This window comes from Exiguobacterium sp. s133 (assembly GCF_018618595.1).
Classification (GTDB): Bacteria; Bacillota; Bacilli; order Exiguobacteriales; family Exiguobacteriaceae; genus Exiguobacterium_A; species Exiguobacterium_A oxidotolerans.
This window is the reverse complement of record NZ_JACSMK010000003.1, coordinates 322,479-345,607: the sequence shown is the minus strand read 5'-3', so window position 1 is coordinate 345,607 and position 23,129 is coordinate 322,479. Positions and strand designations below refer to the sequence as shown.

General features: G+C 48.6%; 26 protein-coding genes. 17 read left to right on the top strand and 9 right to left on the bottom strand.

From position 1 onward, the window contains the following. The first annotated feature begins 52 nt into the window (after positions 1 to 52). The 7 genes from KNP96_RS06700 to KNP96_RS06670 all read left to right on the top strand — a co-directional run bounded on the left by KNP96_RS06700 (position 53) and on the right by KNP96_RS06670 (position 6,973). Positions 53 to 2,296 (top strand): AAA family ATPase, encoded by a 2,244-nt coding sequence (locus tag KNP96_RS06700; protein ID WP_214769726.1) that lies wholly within the window; start codon positions 53 to 55, stop codon positions 2,294 to 2,296. 12 nt (positions 2,297 to 2,308) lie between these two features. Then, positions 2,309 to 2,743: an acyl-CoA thioesterase gene (locus KNP96_RS06695; protein WP_034801290.1), complete on the top strand. Its 435-nt coding sequence runs from the start codon at positions 2,309 to 2,311 to the stop codon at positions 2,741 to 2,743. A 95-nt stretch (positions 2,744 to 2,838) separates the two neighbouring features. Further along, on the top strand, positions 2,839 to 3,867 hold the full coding sequence (locus KNP96_RS06690; RefSeq protein ID WP_214767439.1) for a M15 family metallopeptidase: 1,029 nt from the start codon (positions 2,839 to 2,841) through the stop codon (positions 3,865 to 3,867). Positions 3,868 to 3,884: 17 nt separating this feature from the next. Beyond that, on the top strand, positions 3,885 to 4,496 hold the full coding sequence (plsY, locus tag KNP96_RS06685) for a glycerol-3-phosphate 1-O-acyltransferase PlsY (protein ID WP_214769723.1): 612 nt from the start codon (positions 3,885 to 3,887) through the stop codon (positions 4,494 to 4,496). A gap of 205 nt (positions 4,497 to 4,701) precedes the next feature. After that, the gene (locus KNP96_RS06680; RefSeq protein ID WP_029333368.1) at positions 4,702 to 5,466 is read left to right on the top strand and encodes a DeoR/GlpR family DNA-binding transcription regulator; all 765 of its coding nucleotides are present in this window, start codon (positions 4,702 to 4,704) and stop codon (positions 5,464 to 5,466) included. Positions 5,467 to 5,490: 24 nt separating this feature from the next. Next, positions 5,491 to 6,150 carry a copper homeostasis protein CutC gene (locus tag KNP96_RS06675; protein ID WP_088836795.1) on the top strand — a complete coding sequence of 220 codons (660 nt, stop codon included), beginning with the start codon at positions 5,491 to 5,493 and terminating at the stop codon, positions 6,148 to 6,150. Positions 6,151 to 6,340: 190 nt separating this feature from the next. Next, positions 6,341 to 6,973: a DUF975 family protein gene (locus tag KNP96_RS06670; protein ID WP_214769720.1), complete on the top strand. Its 633-nt coding sequence runs from the start codon at positions 6,341 to 6,343 to the stop codon at positions 6,971 to 6,973. A 291-nt stretch (positions 6,974 to 7,264) separates the two neighbouring features. On the opposite strand, the gene KNP96_RS06665 is transcribed toward KNP96_RS06670, so the two are convergent. The 3 genes from KNP96_RS06665 to KNP96_RS06655 all read right to left on the bottom strand — a co-directional run bounded on the left by KNP96_RS06665 (position 7,265) and on the right by KNP96_RS06655 (position 10,201). Next, on the bottom strand, positions 7,265 to 7,498 hold the full coding sequence (locus KNP96_RS06665; RefSeq protein ID WP_214769717.1) for a hypothetical protein: 234 nt from the start codon (positions 7,496 to 7,498) through the stop codon (positions 7,265 to 7,267). A gap of 70 nt (positions 7,499 to 7,568) precedes the next feature. Further along, on the bottom strand, positions 7,569 to 8,456 hold the full coding sequence (locus KNP96_RS06660) for an NAD(P)-dependent oxidoreductase (protein WP_214769714.1): 888 nt from the start codon (positions 8,454 to 8,456) through the stop codon (positions 7,569 to 7,571). Further along, entirely contained in the window at positions 8,453 to 10,201 is a 1,749-nt protein-coding gene (locus KNP96_RS06655; RefSeq protein WP_159173707.1) for an ABC transporter ATP-binding protein, read from the bottom strand. Before KNP96_RS06655 ends, KNP96_RS06660 begins: the two co-directional genes overlap by 4 nt. 130 nt (positions 10,202 to 10,331) lie before the next feature. Here KNP96_RS06655 and KNP96_RS06650 point away from each other — a divergent pair, with 130 nt between their 5' ends. The 4 genes from KNP96_RS06650 to KNP96_RS06635 all read left to right on the top strand — a co-directional run bounded on the left by KNP96_RS06650 (position 10,332) and on the right by KNP96_RS06635 (position 14,568). Then, a complete protein-coding gene (locus tag KNP96_RS06650; protein ID WP_088836799.1) occupies positions 10,332 to 10,769 on the top strand; it encodes a YaiI/YqxD family protein in 438 nt (145 codons plus the stop codon). A gap of 70 nt (positions 10,770 to 10,839) precedes the next feature. Further along, the gene (locus KNP96_RS06645; RefSeq protein ID WP_251135742.1) at positions 10,840 to 12,489 is read left to right on the top strand and encodes a sensor histidine kinase; all 1,650 of its coding nucleotides are present in this window, start codon (positions 10,840 to 10,842) and stop codon (positions 12,487 to 12,489) included. 19 nt (positions 12,490 to 12,508) lie between these two features. Continuing rightward, complete coding sequence (locus tag KNP96_RS06640; protein ID WP_214769711.1) at positions 12,509 to 14,263, top strand: EAL domain-containing protein; 1,755 nt, start codon at positions 12,509 to 12,511, stop codon at positions 14,261 to 14,263. A gap of 59 nt (positions 14,264 to 14,322) precedes the next feature. Next, entirely contained in the window at positions 14,323 to 14,568 is a 246-nt protein-coding gene (locus KNP96_RS06635; protein WP_214769708.1) for a hypothetical protein, read from the top strand. 108 nt (positions 14,569 to 14,676) lie between these two features. Here the strand turns inward: KNP96_RS06635 and KNP96_RS06630 are convergent, their stop codons facing one another. Genes KNP96_RS06630 through KNP96_RS06620 form a run of 3 tightly spaced genes read right to left on the bottom strand, consistent with a single transcriptional unit; the run spans position 14,677 to position 16,822 of the window. After that, complete coding sequence (locus tag KNP96_RS06630) at positions 14,677 to 15,246, bottom strand: class I SAM-dependent methyltransferase (RefSeq protein ID WP_214769705.1); 570 nt, start codon at positions 15,244 to 15,246, stop codon at positions 14,677 to 14,679. A gap of 24 nt (positions 15,247 to 15,270) precedes the next feature. Continuing rightward, positions 15,271 to 16,245, bottom strand: coding sequence for a DUF4003 family protein (locus KNP96_RS06625; protein WP_214769702.1), 975 nt, complete (start codon positions 16,243 to 16,245; stop codon positions 15,271 to 15,273). A 55-nt stretch (positions 16,246 to 16,300) separates the two neighbouring features. Next, on the bottom strand, positions 16,301 to 16,822 hold the full coding sequence (locus tag KNP96_RS06620) for a DUF1836 domain-containing protein (RefSeq protein WP_088836804.1): 522 nt from the start codon (positions 16,820 to 16,822) through the stop codon (positions 16,301 to 16,303). A 115-nt stretch (positions 16,823 to 16,937) separates the two neighbouring features. On the opposite strand from KNP96_RS06620, the gene trhA reads away from it, so the two are divergent. From trhA to KNP96_RS06605, 3 genes are all read left to right on the top strand, one after another. After that, positions 16,938 to 17,585 carry a PAQR family membrane homeostasis protein TrhA gene (gene trhA / locus KNP96_RS06615; RefSeq protein ID WP_088836805.1) on the top strand — a complete coding sequence of 216 codons (648 nt, stop codon included), beginning with the start codon at positions 16,938 to 16,940 and terminating at the stop codon, positions 17,583 to 17,585. A gap of 109 nt (positions 17,586 to 17,694) precedes the next feature. Then, positions 17,695 to 18,393: a ribose-5-phosphate isomerase RpiA gene (gene rpiA / locus KNP96_RS06610; protein ID WP_214769698.1), complete on the top strand. Its 699-nt coding sequence runs from the start codon at positions 17,695 to 17,697 to the stop codon at positions 18,391 to 18,393. Between the two features lie 68 nt (positions 18,394 to 18,461). Next, positions 18,462 to 18,719 (top strand): hypothetical protein, encoded by a 258-nt coding sequence (locus tag KNP96_RS06605; protein ID WP_214767463.1) that lies wholly within the window; start codon positions 18,462 to 18,464, stop codon positions 18,717 to 18,719. A 44-nt stretch (positions 18,720 to 18,763) separates the two neighbouring features. On the opposite strand, the gene KNP96_RS06600 is transcribed toward KNP96_RS06605, so the two are convergent. The 3 genes from KNP96_RS06600 to KNP96_RS06590 all read right to left on the bottom strand — a co-directional run bounded on the left by KNP96_RS06600 (position 18,764) and on the right by KNP96_RS06590 (position 20,534). Next, complete coding sequence (locus KNP96_RS06600) at positions 18,764 to 19,168, bottom strand: DUF350 domain-containing protein (protein WP_214767465.1); 405 nt, start codon at positions 19,166 to 19,168, stop codon at positions 18,764 to 18,766. Between the two features lie 12 nt (positions 19,169 to 19,180). Further along, positions 19,181 to 19,357, bottom strand: a complete 177-nt coding sequence (locus KNP96_RS06595) for a hypothetical protein (protein ID WP_167331096.1) — start codon at positions 19,355 to 19,357, stop codon at positions 19,181 to 19,183. 64 nt (positions 19,358 to 19,421) lie between these two features. After that, the gene (locus KNP96_RS06590; RefSeq protein ID WP_214767468.1) at positions 19,422 to 20,534 is read right to left on the bottom strand and encodes a GGDEF domain-containing protein; all 1,113 of its coding nucleotides are present in this window, start codon (positions 20,532 to 20,534) and stop codon (positions 19,422 to 19,424) included. A gap of 288 nt (positions 20,535 to 20,822) precedes the next feature. Here KNP96_RS06590 and KNP96_RS06585 point away from each other — a divergent pair, with 288 nt between their 5' ends. The 3 genes from KNP96_RS06585 to KNP96_RS06575 are packed head-to-tail and all read left to right on the top strand — an operon-like array spanning position 20,823 to position 23,058. Beyond that, positions 20,823 to 21,569 carry a methionine ABC transporter ATP-binding protein gene (locus KNP96_RS06585; RefSeq protein ID WP_214769695.1) on the top strand — a complete coding sequence of 249 codons (747 nt, stop codon included), beginning with the start codon at positions 20,823 to 20,825 and terminating at the stop codon, positions 21,567 to 21,569. Beyond that, positions 21,562 to 22,224 carry a methionine ABC transporter permease gene (locus tag KNP96_RS06580; protein ID WP_214769692.1) on the top strand — a complete coding sequence of 221 codons (663 nt, stop codon included), beginning with the start codon at positions 21,562 to 21,564 and terminating at the stop codon, positions 22,222 to 22,224. The genes KNP96_RS06585 and KNP96_RS06580 overlap by 8 nt, the downstream gene beginning before the upstream one ends. Positions 22,225 to 22,242: 18 nt before the next feature. After that, a complete protein-coding gene (locus KNP96_RS06575; RefSeq protein WP_214767473.1) occupies positions 22,243 to 23,058 on the top strand; it encodes a MetQ/NlpA family ABC transporter substrate-binding protein in 816 nt (271 codons plus the stop codon). The last annotated feature ends 71 nt before the right edge of the window (positions 23,059 to 23,129 follow it).

Sequence of the window (23,129 nt, the reverse complement as noted above, 5' to 3'; positions counted from 1 at the left end):
ACATCGTGGCGACAAAAGTCGGTTTTTTCGAGAAGTAGGAGGGACTAAAGCGATGGAAGCATTCTCGAAAGAGGAGATGTTCAAACAAATTGAAGCCTGGGAACAGGGTGAAAAAGTCGAGGAGGTCCGCGCCTTACGCTACGCACAAAGTAGTCGGCTGTTAAAAGAGACGGAAGCACTCGTCCGGATTCTCGCGCTACTCGTCGAACATCGGTACATCATGACGGGACGGATTGATGCGCTGGCAGAAAGCTGGATTCAAGAAATCAAACAACACGGTCGCTTACCGGAACGCTTGGAGCAATTGATGATTGAACAACAATTACAAGGCAGTTATCAACTGCTCGTCGCGAACACGTTCCCGACGATCCGTGAGACGGATAATGCCAATGCGAAACGATCGGCGACAAAAGATATGATTCAGCAGGCGAGTCAAATCGTACAAGAAACAGAACAAGTCGTCGAATTGACGGAACGGCTGCGGCGGATCGATGCGACGCGCTGGACGGAGTTGTTTGAGGCGGCAAAAGCGCTCCTCTTGTCGAGTGCCCGACTCGAACAGACGGCGACGGACTTTGTCAACAGTTTACAGGAACGGTTTTATTCACGCGAAGCCTTTCGAGAGATGACAGAGCTGAAGGTGACGGCGACGGAAGAATTACGCCGTGTCGTCTCACTGCTCCCGATTGAGATCAAACAAGTCGAACGCTCGGCACTCGAGGAACTCGATGCGATGATTGGACTCGAAGACATCAAGTTACGTGTCCATCAAATGTACCGTTTCTTGAAGTACCAACAAAAACGGACGGAAGATGGTTACCGGTCGAGTGACCAGCCGTCACTGCACATGATTTTCATGGGCAACCCCGGGACCGGGAAAACGACGCTCGCTCGTCTGATGGCGAAAATCTATCATGAACTCGGACTGCTTGAACGGGCGGAAGTCGTCGAGACGGATCGGTCGTCGCTCGTCGGTGCATTCGTCGGTCAGACAGAAGAACAGGTCATGAGTAAAGTCCGGGAGGCGGTCGGTGGTGTCCTCTTCATCGATGAGGCCTATGCCTTGAAACGGTCCGGTCAAAGCGGGAATGATTACGGACAGGCGGCAATTGATACGCTCGTCGCGGCGATGACGAGCGGGGAATACGCGGGACGTTTCGCCGTTGTCCTCGCCGGTTATCCGGAAGAGATGCGTGACTTCCTAAAAGCGAATCCGGGACTCCGGAGCCGTTTTCCGGAATCGAACCATTATCTGCTCGCCGACTATACGGATCAGGAATTGCTTGAAATCGGTCGGTCGATTGCGACGTCTAACGATTATGTCCTGACGGATCAAGCGGAGCGGACGCTACTTGCGCGACTCGAGCGCGAACGGGTCGACTCGAGTTTCGGAAACGGGCGTGCCGTCCGTAACATCGTCCTCGATGCAATCTTCAAAAAGGGTGCAAGCCTCGGCGAAAGTGCGAGTCACGAAGACTTTGCCCTGCTCGAACAAGCGGATTTCGAACTCGCGGCACCGGAAGACGAGTCGATTGATGCAAGGTTAGCGTCACTCGTCGGTCTGACGGAGCTAAAAGCAGAGCTCAAACAAATCCAGGCACTGCTCTCGATGCAACAGCGGCGCCAGGAAGCAGGCTTTAAAGTCTTACCGGTCGAACTGCATGCCGTCTTTAGCGGCAACAGCGGAACGGGTAAAACGACGGTCGCCGCCCTTTATGCTGACGTTTTGCGTCAAGCGGGATATTTGAAACGTGGACATTTGAAAGTCGTCAGTCGCGCCGACCTCGTCTCCGGTTATGTCGGACAGACGGCGCAACAGACACGGGACGTCATCCGTGACGCACTCGGTGGTGTCCTCTTCATCGATGAAGCCTATTCGTTGAACGGCGGGGCAAATGACTTCGGCAAGGAAGCAATCGATACGCTCGTCGATGAGATGACGAAGCATAACGATAACCTCGTCGTCGTTCTCGCCGGTTACGAGCAACCGATGCAGGCACTGCTTGCAAGCAATCCCGGTCTGAAGTCACGCTTTAAGCGGGAACTGCACTTTCCGAACTACGCGAAAGACGAGTTGATTGAAATCATCGTCAATTACGCGGAACGCTACGGGTATGTCTTGACGGAAGAAGCGCGTCTGGCGTTAGATGAACAGATTCAGGTCGTGCCGAACGGAAACGCCCGTGCCGCGATTACGATTGTCGAACGGGCAATCGCGAAACAGTCCGTCCGATTGATTGACAAAGCGAGTGTCAGCGGTTCAGAATGGTCCTATCTTGAAAAAGAGGATTTTTAAGGGGGAAGTTACATGCACACGATTGAAATACCGGTTCGCTATGCGGAAACGGACATGATGGGGATCGTTTATCACTCGAACTATCTCGTTTATCTTGAAATCGCCCGGACGGAGCTGATTAAGTCGCTTGGTCTTGATTATAAGGAAATGGAAGAGGCAGGCTACGTCTCACCGGTTACGAACGTCAATCTCGACTACAAACGGTCATTGACGTATGGCGATACGGCGACAGTCTCGGTCTGGATCAGCCATTACGACGGACTTCGGACGATTTACGGCTATGAAGTCAAAAATGCGGATGGTCAACTTGCCGTCGCTGGAAAAACGACGCATGTCGTCGTCAAAAAAGAGAATTTCCGACCGATTCGTTTACCAAAGGTCTTTCCGAACTGGCATGCCATCTATGAACAGATGAGTGCTGAGGATGCACGACTCGTTTCGAACTAAGCCTAAGCCCTCAGCAGGATTTCTTGCTGGAGGGCTTTTCTATTGCGTCAATTAGAGGTAACATAGAATAGCACGAAGGAAGAGGGGAATACACGATGAAGAAAATCGTAGCAGTCAGCACGTTAGCGCTCCTCCTTGCAGGATGTAATCCTGGGGATCAAGGCGCAGAAGATGCCACTAAAACAGAAGATGCGACAAAAGAAAAAACGGATGACAACGTCGCCCAAGAAGATAAGAAGACAGACGCAGAAGTAGCGAAAGAAAAAGAAGCAGAAGAAGCAAAAAAAGAAGCGGACGCGAAAGCAGCTGCTGACAAGAAGGCTGCGGAAGAAAAAGCAGCAGAAGATAAGGCGGCAGCAGACAAGAAGGCAGCAGAAGAGAAAGCCGCTGCTGATAAAAAAGCCGCAGACGATAAAGCGACGGAAGATAAAGCAACTGAGGATAAAAAGGATGATGGTAAAACAACATCGTCGCAAGATCCTGAGCCGGATAAAAAGTCTGAACCGGAATCAGAGACACCGGACGTCGATAAATCGGATACAAAAGCCGATTTAGGACTCAATGAACTCGTCGTCGTCAACAAGAAATACAGTCTGCCAATCGACTACAAACCGTCTGATCTCGTCGTTCCAGACATCAGCTTCTCTTATTCGGGTGTGCTCGAACAAAGTTACATGCGCGCACCTGCCGCAAAACAAATTGAGAAGATGTTCGCAGCCGCTAAAGCAGACGGCGTGACATTGAATGCGGTCAGTGGTTTCCGGTCCGGTCAACGCCAGACGGTCCTCTACAATAACTATGTCGCACGAGACGGGAAAGCAGCAGCCGATCAATATTCGGCACGTCCTGGTCACAGTGAACACCAGACAGGGCTCGTCTTCGATATTTCAGCACCGAGCGTCGGAAACGGCTTGACAGCTGAACTCGGCAACACAAAAGAAGGTAAGTGGATTGCGAACAATGCGGCGAAGTATGGTTTCATCGTTCGTTATGATAAAGGGTTCCAAGCGCGGACAGGGTATACGTATGAACCATGGCATATTCGTTACGTCGGTGTCGGTCCTGCAACACAAATCAAAAATAATGGACAGACTCTCGAAGAATATATGAAGGTCGGTCATTAATACTTTGGAGGTTGACCATGATTGAAATCATTGGGATTTTGATTCTCGGCTATCTGCTTGGATCGATACCATTTGCGTTACTTGTCGGAAAATGGGGACACGGGATAGATATCCGTCAGCACGGGAGCGGTAACTTAGGAACGACGAATACGTTTCGTGTCTTAGGTAAAAAAGCCGGGATCATCGTCTTGATTGGGGATCTCGGTAAGGGGGCGGTCGCGAGTCTCGTCCCAATTCTGCTCACGTCAGAACTCCATCCACTCTTTGCCGGTATTGCGGCCGTCATCGGACATATTTATCCGATCTTCGCAAAGTTCAAAGGTGGAAAAGCTGTCGCGACATCAGGTGGGATGTTGCTCGTGACGAGTCCACTCTTATTCTTGATTTTGCTCGTCTCGTTCTTAACGACGCTTCGTTTCAGTCGAATGGTGTCGCTCAGCTCGATTGTCGCGGCAAGCATCGGAATCGTCGCTGCCGTGTCGATCGGCATCGTACAACACGACTGGATCGTTCCGACGTTCTTTACCGTACTTGCTTTGTTCGTCATTTTCAAACACCGCGATAACATCGGTCGGATTCGTCAAGGGACAGAGTCGAAGATTCCGTTGTTCGATAAAGAAAAGCAATAACAGTCTGACTTTAGTCCACCTTTATTCATGTCATCCGTGAATAAAGGTGGACTTTTTTTGTCTGAGGGACGTGTTAATTCTGAAAAAATGAGGAATTCAACAACAATTCATAGGAAGCACACGTTTTTTTACACCGGATTTACAAGACCTTTACAGACGTTCGGTACACTAGAACTAGTACTCGTTAATGAAGGGGGAAGGTCGTGTGTCGTTACTCGGAGAAGAACGAAAAGGACAAATCATGAAATGGCTGGAAGAAGAAGGGAAAGTCATGACGAAAGATTTAATTGATCGATTGGATGTTTCAGGGGAGACCGTCCGTCGCTACCTGGAGGAACTCGAGCGGGACCGCCAACTCAAACGTGTTTATGGGGGAGCCATCTATCAAGGCGGGAAACCAGAATCGCCGATTTCCCGTCGGACGGATCAATTGTCGCGTCGTCTCGCGCGTTACGCGAAAGGATGGCTCAGTGAATACTCCTGTATCTTTTTAGGAAAAGGGGAACCCGTCGAGCACTTATTGCCGTACTTAACGGGAACGGCGACGATTGTGACGAACTCGCTCTCGATCGCAAACCATCTGGAACAATGTCGTAAGAATGGACCATTCAGCGGTGAAATCCGCTTACTTGGCGGAACTGTCGACACCTATGGTCAAACGGTCGGTGTCGAAGTGTTGCAAGCACTTGATTCCTATGCGTTTGATGCCTGTTTCCTTGCATTTGACGGCGCAGAAATCGAACGAGGCTTCGTTAGTGACGACATCGAGTCATCCTTGATTCAAAAAGCCGTCATCGGTTGTACGAAAGACGTCTATGCCTTTTTAGCATGTGACGAGTTTGAGGGGAACCGCAAGTATAAAGTCGCCGAGTTCCGACGGGCTAAAATCGTCCTCAGTCCTTCGACCTATCCACCATCATGGGAGATGAAGTTGTTTAACGAACGGGTGAACTGGACCGTCGTCTCGTGATACACTGATGCGGGAGGGATGTACATGTTAGAAGTAATCGCAGCAACCGTCGAAGAGGCGACGGCTGCAGAACAAGCAGGCGCAGATCGACTCGAGCTCGTATCTGCCTTATCGGAAGGTGGACTGACACCAAGTTACGGATTGATTCGTCAAGTTCTTTCGGCAGTAGAAATCCCGGTCCATGTCCTTGTCCGGCCACATAGTAAGTCATTTGTCTATTCAGAAGCGGATCAGGAAACGATCATCACCGATATCGACTTGATTCGTGAATTAGGGGCTGCCGGCATCGTCGTCGGTTCGTTGACAGCGGATGGACGGATTGATGAAGGATTCCTCGGTCGCGTCATCAAACACAAAGGGGAGCTGTCGCTGACGTTCCACCGGGCCATCGACAGCAGCCGTGATATCCACGAAGCAGCAGAGGTCTTAGCCGACTTCCCGGAAGTCGACCGCATTTTGACGTCGGGTGCCAAAGCAACGGCGCTCGAAGGACAAGCGGTCATCGCGGAACTCGTCGAACGACACGAGGAATTGACGATTTTACCGGGCTCCGGCATTACCGTCGAAGCAGCAAAAGAGTTGTTGGAAACGACGAAAGCGACCGAACTCCACGTCGGTTCAGCAGTTCTCGTTAATGGAAAAGTCGATGCATCAAGAGTATCGGCCTTGAAATCACTTCTTTAAAAAAGCATCGGTAACGAGAGGTGCATCTTCCCTGAGTGGGAGGGTGTGCCTCTCCTTTTGTTTGTTGCTGTCGTCCGTCCATCTTTCAGTAGTTTGTCACAACTTTCTCTGAAATCGAAGCACGTCCCTATTTTTTCAAGCGGGACTACGTTAAAATCAAATGGGAAAGTGAAGTGAGAAGGGGTTTATGATGACAAATTCAGCGTACAAAAAAACAGCACTCGCGACATTAAAAGGCAACTGGTTTGTTGGGCTAAGCATTTCAATCGTCTATTTTGCGATTTTTGCCTTAGCGGCCAGTCGAATGTCGTTTGATCAAGAAGACATCGGAAGTATGATGAAATTCGTTGGCTTGAACATCGTCGTCACGATTATTTTGGCACCGGTCACGGTCGGACGGACGATTTCCTACTTACGGTTCGTTCGAGATGAAAAAGCCGGCATCGGAACGTTGTTCGAAGGATTCGCTTCGTTGAAATCATATGTCCGGACGATTCTTTCGTACACGGTCGTCACACTGCTCGTCTATGCAGGATCATTTTTGATTTTACCGGCGATCTATTTCTATCTTGTTTACCGACTCGTCCCGTATATTCTCGTCGATCGTCCGGAACTGTCGTTTATTCAAGTATTAGGAGAGAGCCGACGGATGATGCGTGGACAGAAACGACATTTAATCAAACTCTACATCAGCTTCATCGGTTGGGGAATTCTCGCCTTGTTGAGTACGGTCGGTGTCATCTTCCTGACGCCGTATTTCGATACGACGATGGCACATTTTTATGAGAAATTAAAAGCAGAACGGCCGACAGCGGCTGAATGATTGGTACGGATGGGTCCTCTGAGAAATCGGAGGACCTTTTGAGTTGGACTGGATTCGGAGTAAACCGACCGTTCGCGCCTCCCTCCCTTGTCTCGTCTCCCAAGCGGCAGTGATTTGTGCCGCTTCGCTGCGCTGCAGGGTCACAAATGCACTGCTATTCGTTAGGGAGCGATTCAAGACGGACGGCTCGGTCGAATCGTTCTGTTTTTCAAGAAGGCAAAGATAATATGTTCAGAATCGCTTCGCTTTTCGTGACTCCTACGGGAAAAAGCGCAAGGTCACCTTGCGCTGTCAGAGCCAGGCGAGACCCTGCTCCTTGTTCGTCAGAAGCAAGGAGCAACGGCTTGCGGCTCGCCCGAGGAAAGCACGGGAAGCAAGAAGCGGTTGCCGCAACAAACGGACTTTGCCCTTTATAATTTCTACGTGGAAAGCACGGGAAGCAAGAAGCGGTTGCCGCAACAAACGGACTTTGCCCTTTATGATTTCTATGTGGAAAGCACGGGAAGCAAGAAGCGGTTGCCGCATACGATTTCTCATTAACCGATATCAATTGATCAAAAAAGGTCCACCCAAATGAATCGGGCGGACCTTTTTGTTACGGTTGCTGTTGCTGTGACTTTTCAGCGAGTAATAAATAGAGTGCTTGTGTACCAGACTCACCGTGCCCCATCGCTGCGAGCTCGTCATACAGTGATTTGACGAGCGCAAGACCCGGTGTCGAAATTCCCATCTCATCCGCCCGTTCAAGTGCAAGACGCATGTCTTTGATGAAATGTTTGACAAAAAATCCTGGTGAATAATTCTCCGCGATGACACGCGGAATCAAGTTCTCGAGTGACCAGCTGCCGGCAGAACCACTTTTAATCGTCTCGACGAACTGGGTCGGGTCGATGCCGGAGCGCGTGACGAACAATAACATCTCAGCTGTCCCGATCATTGAACCGGCAATTGCAATCTGGTTTGCGAGTTTCGCCGATTGTCCTTTTCCGGGACCGCCGAATAATGAAATCGAGCGTCCCATCGCCTCAAACAATGGTTTGACGTCAGCGAAAGCCTGTTCTTGACCACCGACAAGAATCGCGAGTGTCCCGTTTTTCGCACCAAGGTCACCACCTGTGACAGGTGCATCGAGTGAAACGAGCCCGTTTGCTTGTGCCTGCTCCGCGATTTTGACGGCGAGCGCCGGGCTTGATGTCGTCATGTCGATGACGATCGTCCCGGGCGCAGCATTCGCTAAAATTCCGTCTTCACTGAAGTAAATCTGTTCGACGTCTTCCGGGTACCCGACGATTGAAATGACGACGTCTGCGCCGGTGACGGCTTCTTTAATCGTGTCGACGATCGTCGCCCCGTCCTGTTCGAGCGGTAAGCCTTTTTCTTTTGTCCGGTTATAGCCTTTGACGGCAAAACCGGCTTTCAGTAAGTTTCGCACCATTCCTTGGCCCATGACACCGAGTCCAATAAATCCTACCGTTTTCGTCATCCGTGATTCCCCCTGATTGCATCGGTCTGACCGATGAATTGTTGCGTTACGAGTTTATTATACAAAACATTCGTCTCGACGAGGGTGTCGTGTGTCCCGATGCCGGAAACCCGTCCGTCCTCAAGAACAATAATTTGATCCGCGTGACGGACTGTCGCCAGGCGATGGGCGATGACAAACGTCGTCCGTCCGTGCATCAGACGTTCAAGTGCTTCTTGGACGACGCGTTCCGATTCCGAGTCAAGGCTCGACGTCGCTTCGTCAAGGAGTAAGAGTTCGGGATCACGCAGCAAGGCACGGGCGATCGCAATCCGTTGCCGTTGTCCACCCGACAGTTTGACCCCACGTTCGCCGATTTCCGTCATGTAACCATGCGGGAACGACTCGATGAAGGCATCGGCATTCGCCATTTCTGCAGCATCGCGGATTTCCTGTTCCGTCACGTCACGGACGAGTCCGTACAGTAAATTATCACGAATCGTTCCCGACAAGACGGGTGAATCCTGGGCGACGTAGCCGATTGCCCGGCGCCAGCTTTCAAGTCGGAATGTCTCGATGCCGTCCGGTCCGAGTGAAATATCTCCTGACGTCGGTTGATAAAACCGTTCGAGCAACGCAAACAACGTCGATTTTCCAGAACCGCTTGGTCCGACGATCGCCGTCGTCTGGCCGTGCGGCAAAGAAAAGGACACGTCATGCAGTAACGTCGTCTCATCATAGCCGAACGAGAGCTGATTGAATTGAACCGCTCCGAACGGACGGGTGACGTCACGCGTTCCTTGTTGCTCCGGCTGTTCTTCGAGAAGTTCCGAAATTCGTTCTGTCGCCCCGCGTGCTTTCTGGAGCTTCGAAATGAATTCGGTCATCGTCACGAGCGGGGTCATGATTTGGAACAAGTAGAGTGAAAAGGCGACGAGCTCACCGGCAGAAATTTGGTTCGTCGAGACCCGGTAAGCACCGAAGCCGATGATGATGATCAGCATCGATGTCAGCGTCACGTTGAACAGCGGTAACAGAATCGCTTGAATCCGACCTTCTTTGACGCCGAAGCCGAAGAGATTCTCAATCTTTTCGTTTCCACGGTCCATTTCGTAAGACTCGGTCGCTTGCGATTTGATGAGCCGGACTTCGCTCAACATCTCGGCGAAGAAGCCGGATAATCCGGCGAGTTCTTTTTGTGTCGCCCGGGAAATCTCATGCAGTTTCCGGACGAGCGGGATGATGATCAGTAACGTCAACGGAACGGCGATCACCATGACAAGCGTCATCTGCCAATCGAGGAAAAATAAAATCGTGATGGCCCCGATGATGGAAACGACGGATGTCAACAGGCGGACGAGCTGCTCCGACAACAACTGTTGTAACGTCGTCGCGTCATTGTTGAGGCGGGAGACGAGCTCCCCTGATTTTGTTTCATCATAAAACGGAACCGGTAGACCGAGGAGATGTTTCCACAGTAATGTCCGCAAGTTGGCGACGATGCGTTGCCCGGCAATCTGGAGCCAGTAAATCGAAAAGGCATTACTGACGAGTTGGACGAGAAAAACGACGATGAATAAGGAAATCAGTCCGGGTGTCAGCCGATCGACCGAGAAATTATCAATCAGTGATTTCAGAAACCACGGAATCATCAGTGCCGCTAATGCCTGGATGACCGAGACGGCGACGGCTGCTGATAGCAGACCGACCGGGGGATTACTTTTTTTGAGAAGATGTAAAAATGATTTGAATGTAGCTTGCTCCATACGGGCACTTCCTTTCCTATCTATTGTCTTGCGAAATCGGACTCGGGTCAACTTATAGCGATTCGCTTGACAGTGTTTCTGTTTCTCGCGGACACTTAGGACAGATAGGTAAACAGAGAGGAAGAGGGAAATGAAAGTATTAGTCGATGCCGATGGGTGTCCGGTCGTTGATTTGACAATCCGGTTAAGCGCCGGGGTGGACGTGTTTTTAGTCTGTGATACAGCGCATGAATTTAACCGGGCGGGGGCGACGACGATTACAATTGGACAAGGTCCGGATGCGGTCGATTATGCAATCGTCAACCGGATTTCACCGGGTGATATCATCGTCACACAAGATTATGGACTGGCGGCACTTGCCTTAGCGCGTAAAGGACGACCGATTGACCAGAATGGACGAATTTTTACAGATGACAATATTGATTTTCTCTTGCATACGCGGCATGTCGGCCAACAAATTCGTCGGGCCGGCGGACGGACGAAGGGACCGAAAAAGCGAACGCGCCTAGAAAACGAGCAATTTGAAGTGTCCTTCCGCTCCTTACTGAAGCAAGAAGAATTCAAATGATGTATGCCGGCCTTCTCATACGCGTGGTATAATTTTAGAAACGATTTTTCAGCTAGGAGGAAGAAATTCATTGAAAAAAGTCATGCGGTACCGTCCAACTAAAAAAACACGACCATATCGTTTGAAGAGTGGATCGTTTCCTTCGATCGAGCAAAGTGCGGACGTCACGACGGATCAGCAACAAATCGGTCAGCTGAAACACGACTTGCTCGCAGCCGAAGATAAATTAAAACACCGAAATGAAATCATGGAAACACTCGCGACACAAAACGTCGAATCTGCGTGCGAGACGCTTCTGTTGAAGCTACTTCCACTCATCGGATTGACGCGTGGTGCAATCATTCTCTACCGGCGCGAACAACTCAGTCATGTCGTGACAGAGGCGGTGGAAGAGATGGAATTGATTGAAAAGGACTTAGATCAATATTCCGTTTTGCGCCGTGCATTCGTGATGCGAAAGTCCGTCCAACTGCCGATTGAAACAGGAGGATATGAGTCCGCGATTCCAATCCAGTCACCGAGTAACAACAATGTCGTCGGGTTGATTTATTTAAAGCATGAGTTCGAGCAATTTAATTTAGAACAAGTCGGAGACATCTTAGACTTGTCACGCAAGCTCGGGATGACGTTAGAGCGACACCTCTTGTTCCATCAGATGGAGCATGAAAAAATCAAGACGTACCAGTTACTCGATTCGATTCGCGAAGCAGTCCTCTACATCGAGAGTAGTGGCGAACAAATCTATGCCAACCAAGCGTTGCTCGATATGTTCCCGCCAAAACTGTTGAATCAAGCACAAGGATTTCGACATGCCTATGAGCGGGCGACATCGCTGTTTGAGCACGTCGATCAACCGGATGCGTTGCACGATTATATTGGTCAGCTGATGAACGGTGATATACCGGGTGAAACGATTGAACTGTCAGCCTTTCGAGGCAATCTCTTGCTCAGTGCCTATGCGGAGCGGATTGCGATTGCGAACGTCGAGTGGGGCATGATGCTCGTCTTGCGCGATGTGACGAAAGATAAAGAACTCGACTTGAAGCAAGCTGAATTCGTGTCCATCGTCTCTCACGAACTGCGGACGCCGCTCTCTTCAATCATGGGATTCACAGAATTGTTGATGAAGCGTTCCCTCGACGGGCCCCGTCAAAAGAAATACCTCGAGACGATTTATTCCGAGACCGTCCGTTTGTCTGAGCTGATCCACGACATCCTCGAAATTCAAAAGGGTGAAGATTTGACGCAAGGGGCAACGAAAAGAACGATTGATTTAAAGAAACTGCTGATTGAAATGAAACCGATGTTCGAGTTAGCGAGCAGTGAACATACAGTTCGAATGGCGTTCGGTTCAGGGGCGCATCTCTTGATGGCAAGCGAAGAAAAAATGAAGCAATTGTTTACGAACTTAATCATGAATGCAATCAAATACTCACCGAATGGTGGAAACATCGAGATACGTACTGAAGTGACAGCACAAGACGTCCGAATTGAAGTCGAAGATGAAGGAATTGGAATTCCGGATAAGGCGTTACCGTTCATTTTTGATAAATTCTACCGGGCCGATAACTCAGATACCCGGAAAATTGGCGGAACAGGTCTCGGACTTGCGATTTGTAAAATGATCGTCATGGACCATGGGGGGGCGATTTCTGTTCAGTCAGAAGTTGGTGTCGGAAGTCGCTTCATCGTTGAGTTCCCGATTCATCCGATGTCATGATACGAAAGGAGGCAGCACAATGGATAATTCTCAAAGCCGCTACGAAGCCTTACATCCGCTCGTCGAAGAAATTTTAGAGAAACTCAGTGAAAAAATTGGCGTCAATTCGTTATTTTTCGCACTGAATGATTCAAGTAGCAACTTCATCGTCAAAGCAATCAATCAAAATCAAGAATTGATTGAAGAAGGATCGACGCATGTGTTCAACCACGTCCTTTGTAAACTGGTCATCGATGAAAATGCAGGGAAACTTCAAATCAATGAGTTGTTGACGAGTCCGTTGACGGTCGACCATCCCGTCACGAAGGCATTAGGAAACGGGAGCTTTCTTGGCGTCGCAATCAAAAACGCCGACAATGAGAAAATCGGGACGCTTTGTGCCTTTGACGATCGACCATATGACTTCTCGGCGGGCGATTTAGCATTGATTGAACATTACGCTGATATCATCAGCAAATCGATCAGTGTCGAAACATACGTCATTAAAGATGCCTTGACGGATGTGTACAATGAACGGTACATGAACCGTTTGATTTCAAGTGTGACGATTCATCCGGCATTTTTAATGGTCTTGAACCTGGATAACTTTCACGCTGTCAATGCCAAATTCGGATACCGTGTCGGCAACCGGGTTTTACAAGTCCTCGCCGACCGGCTGAAATATGTTCCGATTCCGAATCATGTCGTCGGACGGAAGGACGGCAATGAATTCATCATTCTTGCGCCGCTTGATGAACGAGAGTTTGAACAAACGGGTGCGATGTATGCCGATTACATCATGGCAGCAATCGAGGCGCCGATCGCGGACATCGGATTTGAACCGATTCATTTGACGGCGTCGTCCGGTGTCAGTTTGTTGACGGGGGATTATACGAACCGACAGACGCAAGTCTATGCGGCAGAGGCCTTGATGCAACAAGTGAAGCTCGATGGGAAAAATGGAATGCTGTTCGTCAATCAACAGCGGGAGTTCGAACAGCATCCGTTCGCTTCCGTTCTTGAAGAAGAGTTGACGCATGCGTTAGAACGCGGGCAATTCGAACTGTATTACCAGCGGATTCTTGATATGAAGCGAGGGATGACCGTTGCGGTCGAAGCCTTATTACGCTGGAACCATCCTGTGCTCGGATTCGTCAGCCCGACTGACTTCATTCCAATTGCAGAACGTATGGGGGTCTTTGGCGACATCGGTCGATTTACGATTCGCCAAGCGATTGCCGATCGCGAACGGTTCGAAGCAGAATTCGACTTACCCGTTTCGGTTGCGGTCAATCTTTCCGCGAGTCAATTTCAGTCGAATCAACTGTTAGAAGAACTCTTGTCCTTTTCGAAGCAAGCAAACTTTAAACAAGATCGTGTCGTCCTCGAGATTCGGGAAGAAGTATTGCAGACAGGACGGAAAAAAGCAATTGAGCGCCTTGAACTGTTACGAAGCGCGGGATACCGCTTGACGGTCGATCATTTCGGTAGCCATTATGCATCGCTCAATTCATTGCTTCATCTACCGGTCCAGGCGGTCAAGCTCGATCCCATCTTCACCCGACGTTTGGCTCAAAATCAGCTCGAACAGTCGATGATCCGGTCGGTCTATGCCTTGACGGAGGCGCTCGGTGTTTCGCTCGTCATTCAAGAGGTCGAGACATTATCGCAATACAAGCAGGTAGAAATGCTAGGCGAACGTTTATATGTCCAGGGGCACTATCTGCATCATCCGCAACCGCTCGATAAGTTGATTACGGACTTTGCGAAGAAAATGCAACCTCTTGATGTTTAACGGAAATCGTTCAGGGAATACTCTTAACTGTAGCTTAATTCAGTTAAGGGGGATTTCTCATGAATGAACAACACGATAAAGAAACAGATCCGATTACATCAGGTAATCAGATGACGAACGATGAAATTGCGGGACGTGATAAAGACGCGGCACTGGATACTCGCGATAAGCACGATCAAGCAAAAAACCAAAAAGCGGATGCCGAGAAATCAGACGAGGCGTCTGATGAGCAACCGGATCTTTCGCATGAAGCAGACGATGACTCTGACGTCGAAGCGAACGAGGAAACGAATCAAGATAACTAAGTGAGCGAATCGTATTCGTTCCACGCACTTAAAAGGCATCCACTCTTTCAGATGAGTTGATGCCTTTTTGAATGCAAATAAAGAGGTCTGGCAAACACTTCTTTCCGTTCAATCGGGCGGAACGGGACCTCGCTTTTTTACGGCGAGCAGATGGAATGTTGCATTTGCTTCTGCATATTCGGTATATGTGTCAGCGAGCGTTTCCCATTCATAAAGAGAATCAGAAAGAATATTTTTTAATACCTGTTCGCGGTTTGTCCCTTGCAACATACAATTGACGAAGACTGCGCCTTCGCGCAACTGGTTCAAGATGTGGTTTACGAACGTCGTTTCGTTCTTTAAATCATTTTTGTTGAAGTGCAGCATCGAGTCTAACAATACGACATCAATCTGTTCGGAAATCGGAAAGGCATAAGCGTTGCCGACAATGCCTTCGACAGCATAGCCCTTTACTGAAGCGTGTTGGTTGAGCTGGGTGATACCGACGACGGAATGATCGACACCCGTCACGGTATAACCCAGCTGTCCGAGTAACAAGGCGTCCCGTCCTTGACCACATCCTAAATCGAGCACGTGTCCCTTCAGTTGATATTCACTGAAAAAAGAGACGAGTCCCGGATAAGGCTGTCCGAAATAATTTTCATCTAAATAATACGTATCGTACGCAACTTTTTTCATGGGAAACCTCCTGTAGGATCATCGTCAAGCATCGCTACTGCTACTCCCCGCATCGCCGTCAAATCCGCCGTCGACCATTCCGCCATCTGTCGCATGCGACGTGTCAGTAATATCGATTGGAAACAGTAAAAAGGGGACTGTTTCCGTCGCCATGTCGTCGATCGTCGGAGCGAGTTGAGCAAACAGTTGTTGCAGTGTCGGATGATTCGCAAGATAGAGCCGGACAGCCGTTAAAAAAAGTAAGTCCTTTCGATGCTTGAATTGGGCATCCGAGCGGAGTTGCTCGACGATTTGGTCGAGTTTTGAAGCATGTTCGGCAGGATCACCGAGTAAGGCGAGCAGACCGTGGAATGCAAGTGGGATGTGAGATTTACGATAACGTGCGCGCGACGCCCGTAATTGGTCGACATACGCCTCGAAATCGTCTTCAGGTAAAAGTGAAAATAGGAGAGCGACGATATAGGTCTGTTGGGCGCGACCAAACCGTTTCTTCAACAGATCGTAAGCATCTTCCACGCGTGCAAGAAGATGCTCGACCTCACCGCGCTTGTAACATTGGAAAAAGAAGAATGAGCCGAGTAAAGGGGAGACGATGAAACGGTGTTGTTGTTTGGCGAGTCGGTAAAGGGATAACGTCCGATGTAAGTGAGCATCCGATGGATTAAGCCGGCTGATCAGCAGAGCGGTCGAGAAGGCATTTGCAGGATGCGTCATGCGATGCGTCGCAAAAAAACTTTGAATCGACATCATTTCCGTGATGCGCTCAAACGGAGACGCATCAAAAGCGTGGATTTTCGACGCGAGAAGCAGTGCCTGGGTCTGGTGCGAATGTAAGTGAAGTTCGATGTAATCAGCAGTCTGTTCGAGCGTCGAAAATTCTGTCGCATAATGACCAATCGTTTGATCAAAAGCGAGTTCGATCAAGATAGTGTCTTGGTAGCTAACAAAATACTGTCCTACGTCTTCGAGCTGATGCAAAAAGCGTGTGCTTTCCTCCATCACAGCCCACCCCCATCTTCATTTTCCCTATTTTACCATGAGCACCCGGTAGAAGTTAACCGTCGAGTTGATCAATCATCCGTTCGGCGGCACGTCGATAGAGATTGCTCATATGTGCAAGTGAAAGGATTTGTTGCAGCTGATCGATTGGTTCGTTTTCATCAGCCGACGCTTGCTCAGCTTCGAATGTCTCGAGATTTTGTACCGTGTTTTCCAGGTAGCTTGCATAAAAGGCTTCCAGATTGAGCGTCTCGTTTGCGACACCTTGATTCAATTCAGTCAATGTTGCTTTGATGTCATTGATTGAGACGGTTCCTTTCAGTTGATAAATCAAGCTGATTAGAATGAGATGATTCTTCGTATACTTTTTATTCGTGACGGGGAAAAAGAGTTTCTTTTTCGCGTAATTGTTAATCATCGTCTTCGTCAAAATCGTTTCGCCTTCTGTCCGCGTCGTTGCTTCAAATGTCCGTTCGAACAATTGAATGACTTGATCCATATATAAGTCGATGTTCGGAATATCGTCTAACTGGAGTTGGCGATCGAGCGGTCGCGATTTGTCGTCATCGTGTGTCATTAAAAAAACCTCCATGAAATTTACAGGTAATGCTTTCTATTTCTCTACTATATGATAAGATATCTATATAACGCCATGTAGTATTGAAAACTACATAACTTTTGGAGGGTAACTTATGAAAACGTATATGCGCGAACCGATTAATGGATTGACTCATCTCGGGGGAGCCGTCTTTGCCTTTGTCGGACTTCTTGCTCTAGTCATCAAGGCCTCACTTGAGCGGGGCGCGGCCATCGCCATCGTCGCAGCCATCATTTTCGGAGTCAGTATGATCGCCCTGTATTCCGTCTCGGCAACTTATCATATGGTACTTGCAAGTGACCGGGCGATCGCGATTTGGCGCCGCCTTGATCACTCGATGATTTATTTATTGATTGCCGGATCCTACGCACCGTTTTGTCTCATCAGTTTGAACGGACCGACCGGTTGGGTATTGTTCTCGATCGTCATGTTGATTGCCGTCTTCGGAATCACATTTAAGTTAGTCTGGTTCAACAGTCCGCGTTGGTTATCGACGACGCTTTATATCGGAATGGGCTGGATCATGGTCTTCGCGATCACGCCGCTTGCCGCAGTTCTGTCGCCAGTCGGAATCGGCTTACTGTTCCTCGGCGGAATCTTTTATACTGTCGGTGGAGTTATTTACGGATTGAAACCAAGCGCATTATCGTTCAAGCACCTTGGTTTCCACGAAATTTTCCACGTCTTTGTCTTACTTGGAAGTCTCGCACACTTCTGTTGCGTCTATTTCTTCGTCATTTAACGTTCATGAACCGGGTACGACGGAGACGTCGCACCTGGTTTTTTGATTAAAAGGCGCAGGATTCGGGAAAACTATCAGTGAACTGGAATTAGAGAATGGAGGGTGAACGATGCAAGAACAGGATAAAGCATTGATTGCGCAAGCTGCACTCGCATATGTAAAACCCGGTATGACACTCGGGCTCGGTACGGGTTCGACGACACGCTATTTTATTGATGCTGTAGGAAAAGCAGTGGACGAAGGATTAAAAATCGAAGCGATCGCGACGTCGATTGAGACGGAAGAACAGGGCAAGCGGCTCGGAATACCGATGCGTCAGTTACGTGATGTCGAACAGCTTGATCTCGTCATCGACGGAATTGACCAGATTGATGAACAGTTCCAAGTCATCAAAGGTGGCGGCGGCGCATTGTTCCGGGAAAAGCTCGTCGCGCTGCAAGCACGCGAAGTGTTGTATCTCGCAGACAGCTCGAAGTTCGTCCGCCAGTTGACGGGACCTTTACCGGTCGAAGTCGAACCGTTCGGACGGACACACGTCGAACGACTTCTTGCGGACAAAGGAATTTCCTATACACACCGCGAAACGGCGGGAGAAGCATTCGTGACGGATGGAGGCCATTTGATTTTGGATGTCGCCCTGGATCGTGTCCCGGACGTCGCCCATTTCGTCCGGGAATTGAAGTCATGGAGTGGTGTCATCGAAACCGGTTATTTTGAGCGGCAACCGGATCATGTGTTGACTCTAGAACACGGAAATATCAAACTGCTTGCCCACCCAACGCTGCGGAGCGGTGGCGGAATCGTTTGAACTTGACTCAACGTAGTCGGGATAGATAAGTAGTGCATCATTACTCGTTTTTTTAAGGAGGAACAGTCATGAAGCTACGGAAGCGATTTTTATTTGGAGCCGGTGTATTGGCAGGTACAGGACTTGTCATGAAAAAAATAAAATCACGCCGCCCGCCGAGTCATTTGAAGGAGTATTTGGACCACCTCGATCAAGATGAGAGTCAAGATGCGGATAAAGACGAGGATGAAGTAGGATTGACGAAGCTTGATTCGATGTACCGGTCAGAGTGGCAAGCGAACGGATTCCCGCGTTCGCAACAAGAACTCGATGAATTAGATAAATAAAAAAATGACAGAAGTCCGCTTCCCGGATTTCTGTCATTTTTTTTTTAGTATGTAAGAGACCCGGCGATGATTAAGCCGATTGATAACGAGAGGAACAATAACAATAAACCAACGGCTTCGTTGTTGGCATCGATTTCCTTCGTCATACTGAGACGCGGAATGAGCAGATCGGCAAGATAAAACAGGACGATTTGGAAAACAATCGCGAGAGCCCCCCACAAAACCATGTCGAGGATGCTGACAGAGTTTGCGATACTTGAATAAAGCACGATCGCAAGTCCGAGGATCCGTCCGCCGAATGCATAGACGGCTGCTTTTTTACCTTGACGAATCAATTCCATTTCCTTTGATTTCGTCGTCACTTCAAACAGGACAACACCGATTGCGAGCAAGACCGTCGCTACACCGATATAGGCGAGTGTTGATAAAAACAAGTCACTGAATGCCATACCATTTCCCCCTTAAGAACGTTTCTTGTTGTTGCGGTCTTTTTTTTGCTGAATCGCGACATAAAGCTCAAGTAAGGCACCTACTAAAATCCCAGCGGATACATACAGATAAAAATTATCTCCGATAAATCCAAACAATAAACCGAGGAGAAGACCAATGAAAATGTACGGTCCTTTTGTTAACTTCATATTCTTCACCTGCCTTACTATCAAACGTAGCTGATTTTTTTGATTACGTCCATCCTTAATTGAATCACGTCGTCGTCGCGATCTCTTCTTTTACGGAATGGAGCGTGACTTGGTTTCGACCGGATTGTTTAGAAGCATACAGTGCTTGATCGGCATGGCGGACTAAATGATCAATATTTGCAGTCGTCTCTTCAAAGCTTGCGACACCAAAGGATGCCGTCACATGGAGGGTTTGACCGGTCTGTGTCGTGAAAGGAGCAGTTTCAATGCGCTCACGCAATTCTTCAGCGAGGGTCAAGACGCGCGTTAACGCAAGATTTGTGATGATGAGTGAAAATTCTTCACCGCCGTTACGTGACAGGTAGCCAGTATCTCCGACTCCGTCACGTAACCGTTTTGAGAATTGACGTAACACGTCGTCACCAGCCTCATGCCCGTACGTATCATTGACCGACTTAAAGTGATCGATGTCAATCATGACGAGGGCGACCTGCTGCTCATTGAAGATACTTTGCCGTTTAATGTCCGTTAAGTAATCTGAAAAAGCACGCGAATTGTGAAGACCCGTCAAAAAGTCGATTTGCGCTTTATGTTGGAACGTCCGTAACGCAAGCTTCGTCATCCGGATGTCTTGGATGATGAGTAAAGTCAACCAGCTACTGACGAAAGACGCAGGGGTGATGACTGACAGGATTTCGACGATTTGACCGGTATCGCGTAAGACGATGCCTAAAATGACAGCGTGCAGAAGTGTCGCATAAAGCGTCACCGTCATGAAGGTCTTTTTTGAATACAAAGGCATCAGTTTGACAATCAGGGAGATACCGACAGCGAGACTGATGATGAAAAAACATGCCGCATAAGCTGCAAAATTCGTACTGATGGTAAAGCGGTAAACGATGATGGCGACAGTCACGATGAACGTCGGCAATGGGCCAGCGAAATAGGCGGCGACAATGACCGGGATATGCCGTAAGTCGACTAAAATTCCAGGGGCCGGTTCAATCGTCATCTGCATCAACACAATCGCGAGGACACTCAAACATAGACCATATAAAATACGCAGTGACTGTTTAGAATCCTGTGTAATCGGTTGAGAAGATAATTTTCCGAGTAAGTAAAAACCACTCATTAAAAAAGTGATATTGTGAAGAACATCATAGATGATTGTTTTCATATGTCGCGGACTCCTTTTAAACCAATTATGTCTATTGTACTATAATGCCGACATCGATTTTCAAAAAAATATCATTAGTGCTTCGTCTGATCGTTAAGAAGTGGGCATATTCTCTCATGACTTCAAAAAAATACAGGTGACCTCAACGGTGAACATGAGATGTATGTGTTTATTTGACTAAATGGTTTATTTAATTAGTGAGATAATGCGGGAAAGAAAAAAAGCATTCAGCATGACAAGGAATGGGAGCTTACGATAGAATGGAAAATGGCAAAAGGGGGAGGGCACATGATTACATTACATACGGTCAGTAAAGCATTTTCCAAACAACCCGTTATTCAATCAGTATCCTTAATGATTGAACAGGGTGAGATACATGGCATCATCGGTGCGAGCGGAGCAGGTAAATCGACACTGCTTCGGCTGATGAACCTGCTCGAACGACCGGATGAAGGCGACATTGAGTTTGATGGCATCGATTTGCTTGCTTTACCGCACCATAAATTGCGGGGTGTTCGCCAAGACATCGGGATGATTTTTCAAAACTTTAATCTGGTCGCGAATAAGACGGTCGAACAGAATATTTTGGTATCCCTCGAACTCGCGTGCGTGCAGAAGCAGGAGCGTTCCGCGCGGGTTCAGGACTGCCTCCGGTTCGTCGGATTGGAATCCTTTTCTGACAAGTACCCAGCCGAATTGAGCGGCGGTCAGATGCAACGTGTTGCAATTGCCCGTGCGCTTGCCAATCGGCCACGTGTACTTTTATGTGACGAACCAACGTCTTCCCTCGATCCAAGTACGACGTCGGAGATCTTACGGGTTCTTCAAAACATTAATCGGACGCTTGGTGTCACCATCGTGCTCGTCAGCCACGAAATGAACGTGATTCAGAGTATTTGCAATCGCGTCACGATTATGGAGAACGGTCAGATTCGCGATACGGTCGCGACTGAACCTGCAGGTGTTGCCGAAATCACGAGTGATGCGGGTTGGTTCTTAACGCAGTTGACCGAACGGGGGAACGCGGATGCCTGACATATTAATCGAGTACGCAGGGGAAATCAGACTTGCCATCGGACAAACGTTCGTGATGGTAGGGGTCTCGATTTTTGCTGCAGTGCTGATCGGACTGCCGGTCGGAACGCTGCTGTTTGTATCGCGGAAAAATCAGTTGCTCGAAAATCGTTTCCTGTTCTCCGGTTTGAATCTGCTAGTCAACACGGTCCGCTCCTTTCCGTTTTTGTTACTTGTCGTCTTTTTGATTCCGTTTACACGGTTGATTATCGGTACAGCCATCGGGACGGCAGCAGCGACCGTTCCACTTGCGATTATCGCGATCGCCCATTATTCCCGGCTCGTCGAACAATCGTTACTTGATGTACCAAAAGGCGTCATCGAAGCAGCGATCTCAATGGGCGCGTCGACACGAGAAGTTGTCGTGAAATTTTTATTCGTTGAGGCCCGGTCCGGACTCGTTCTCGGTCTGACGACATCGATCGTCAGTTTTATCTCCTACTCGACGATCATGGGAGTGGTCGGTGGAGGGGGCATCGGAGATTTTGCCGTACGGTACGGGTATCAGCAATTCCAGACTGAGTTGATGATGTACATGATCCTGATTATGGTCATCCTCGTTCAATTGATTCAATTCATAGGTACGAGAGTAGCACGATTGATTGACAAACGTTAAAAGAAAGTAGGAAATGAAATGAAAAAACTGATGATGATGTTGACAATAGTTGTCCTGGCCTTAGCAGGTTGCGGAAATAGTGATGACAGCGATACCGGTTCTACGGAAGAGACAAAAACCTTGAAGGTCGCGTCACTGATTAAACCGATGACGGAAATTCTTGATCTCGTGAAACCACAGTTAAAGGAAGACGGGATTAACCTGGAAGTCGTCGTTCTGAGCGATAACGTTCAGCCAAACAGTGCGCTGGCAGCGAAAGAGGTCGATGCAAACTTCTTCCAACACGTTCCGTATATGGAGGAATTCAATCGGAATAACGATGCGAACCTCGTTCCGATCGAACCAATCTATTTTGCCAATTACGGTGTCTACTCGAAAGAATATAAATCAATCGATCAACTACCGAAGGGGGCCGTCATCGCGATGGCGAACGACGTCTCGAACATCGACCGTTCGCTGTCGTTACTCGCCCAGCATGACGCGATTAAATTGAAAAAGAAGACAGGATCTTACTATACGATGAAGGACATCGTTGAGAATAAACAAGATTACAAATTCAAGGAAGTGGACTTATTGATGCTCGCGCGTCTTTATGATGATGCTGACGCGGTCGTCATGACACCGGCTTATGCAGCACCGCTCGGTCTGACGCCGAAACAGGATGCACTCGTCACGGAAGGCATCGAGAATGACTTTGCGATTACCCTCGTTGCCCGGAAGGACAATCAGGATGCGGAAGCGATTCAGAAGCTTGCGAAAGCGATGACGAGTCCGGAAGTCAAAAAGTTCTTAGAAGAAAATTATGATGAAACGGCGATACCGGCTTTTAACTGATACTCAAATAAAAGTGACTTGTCGGACAATCGCTAGAACTCAGTTTAAAAATCACCCGCTTCACACGTCCG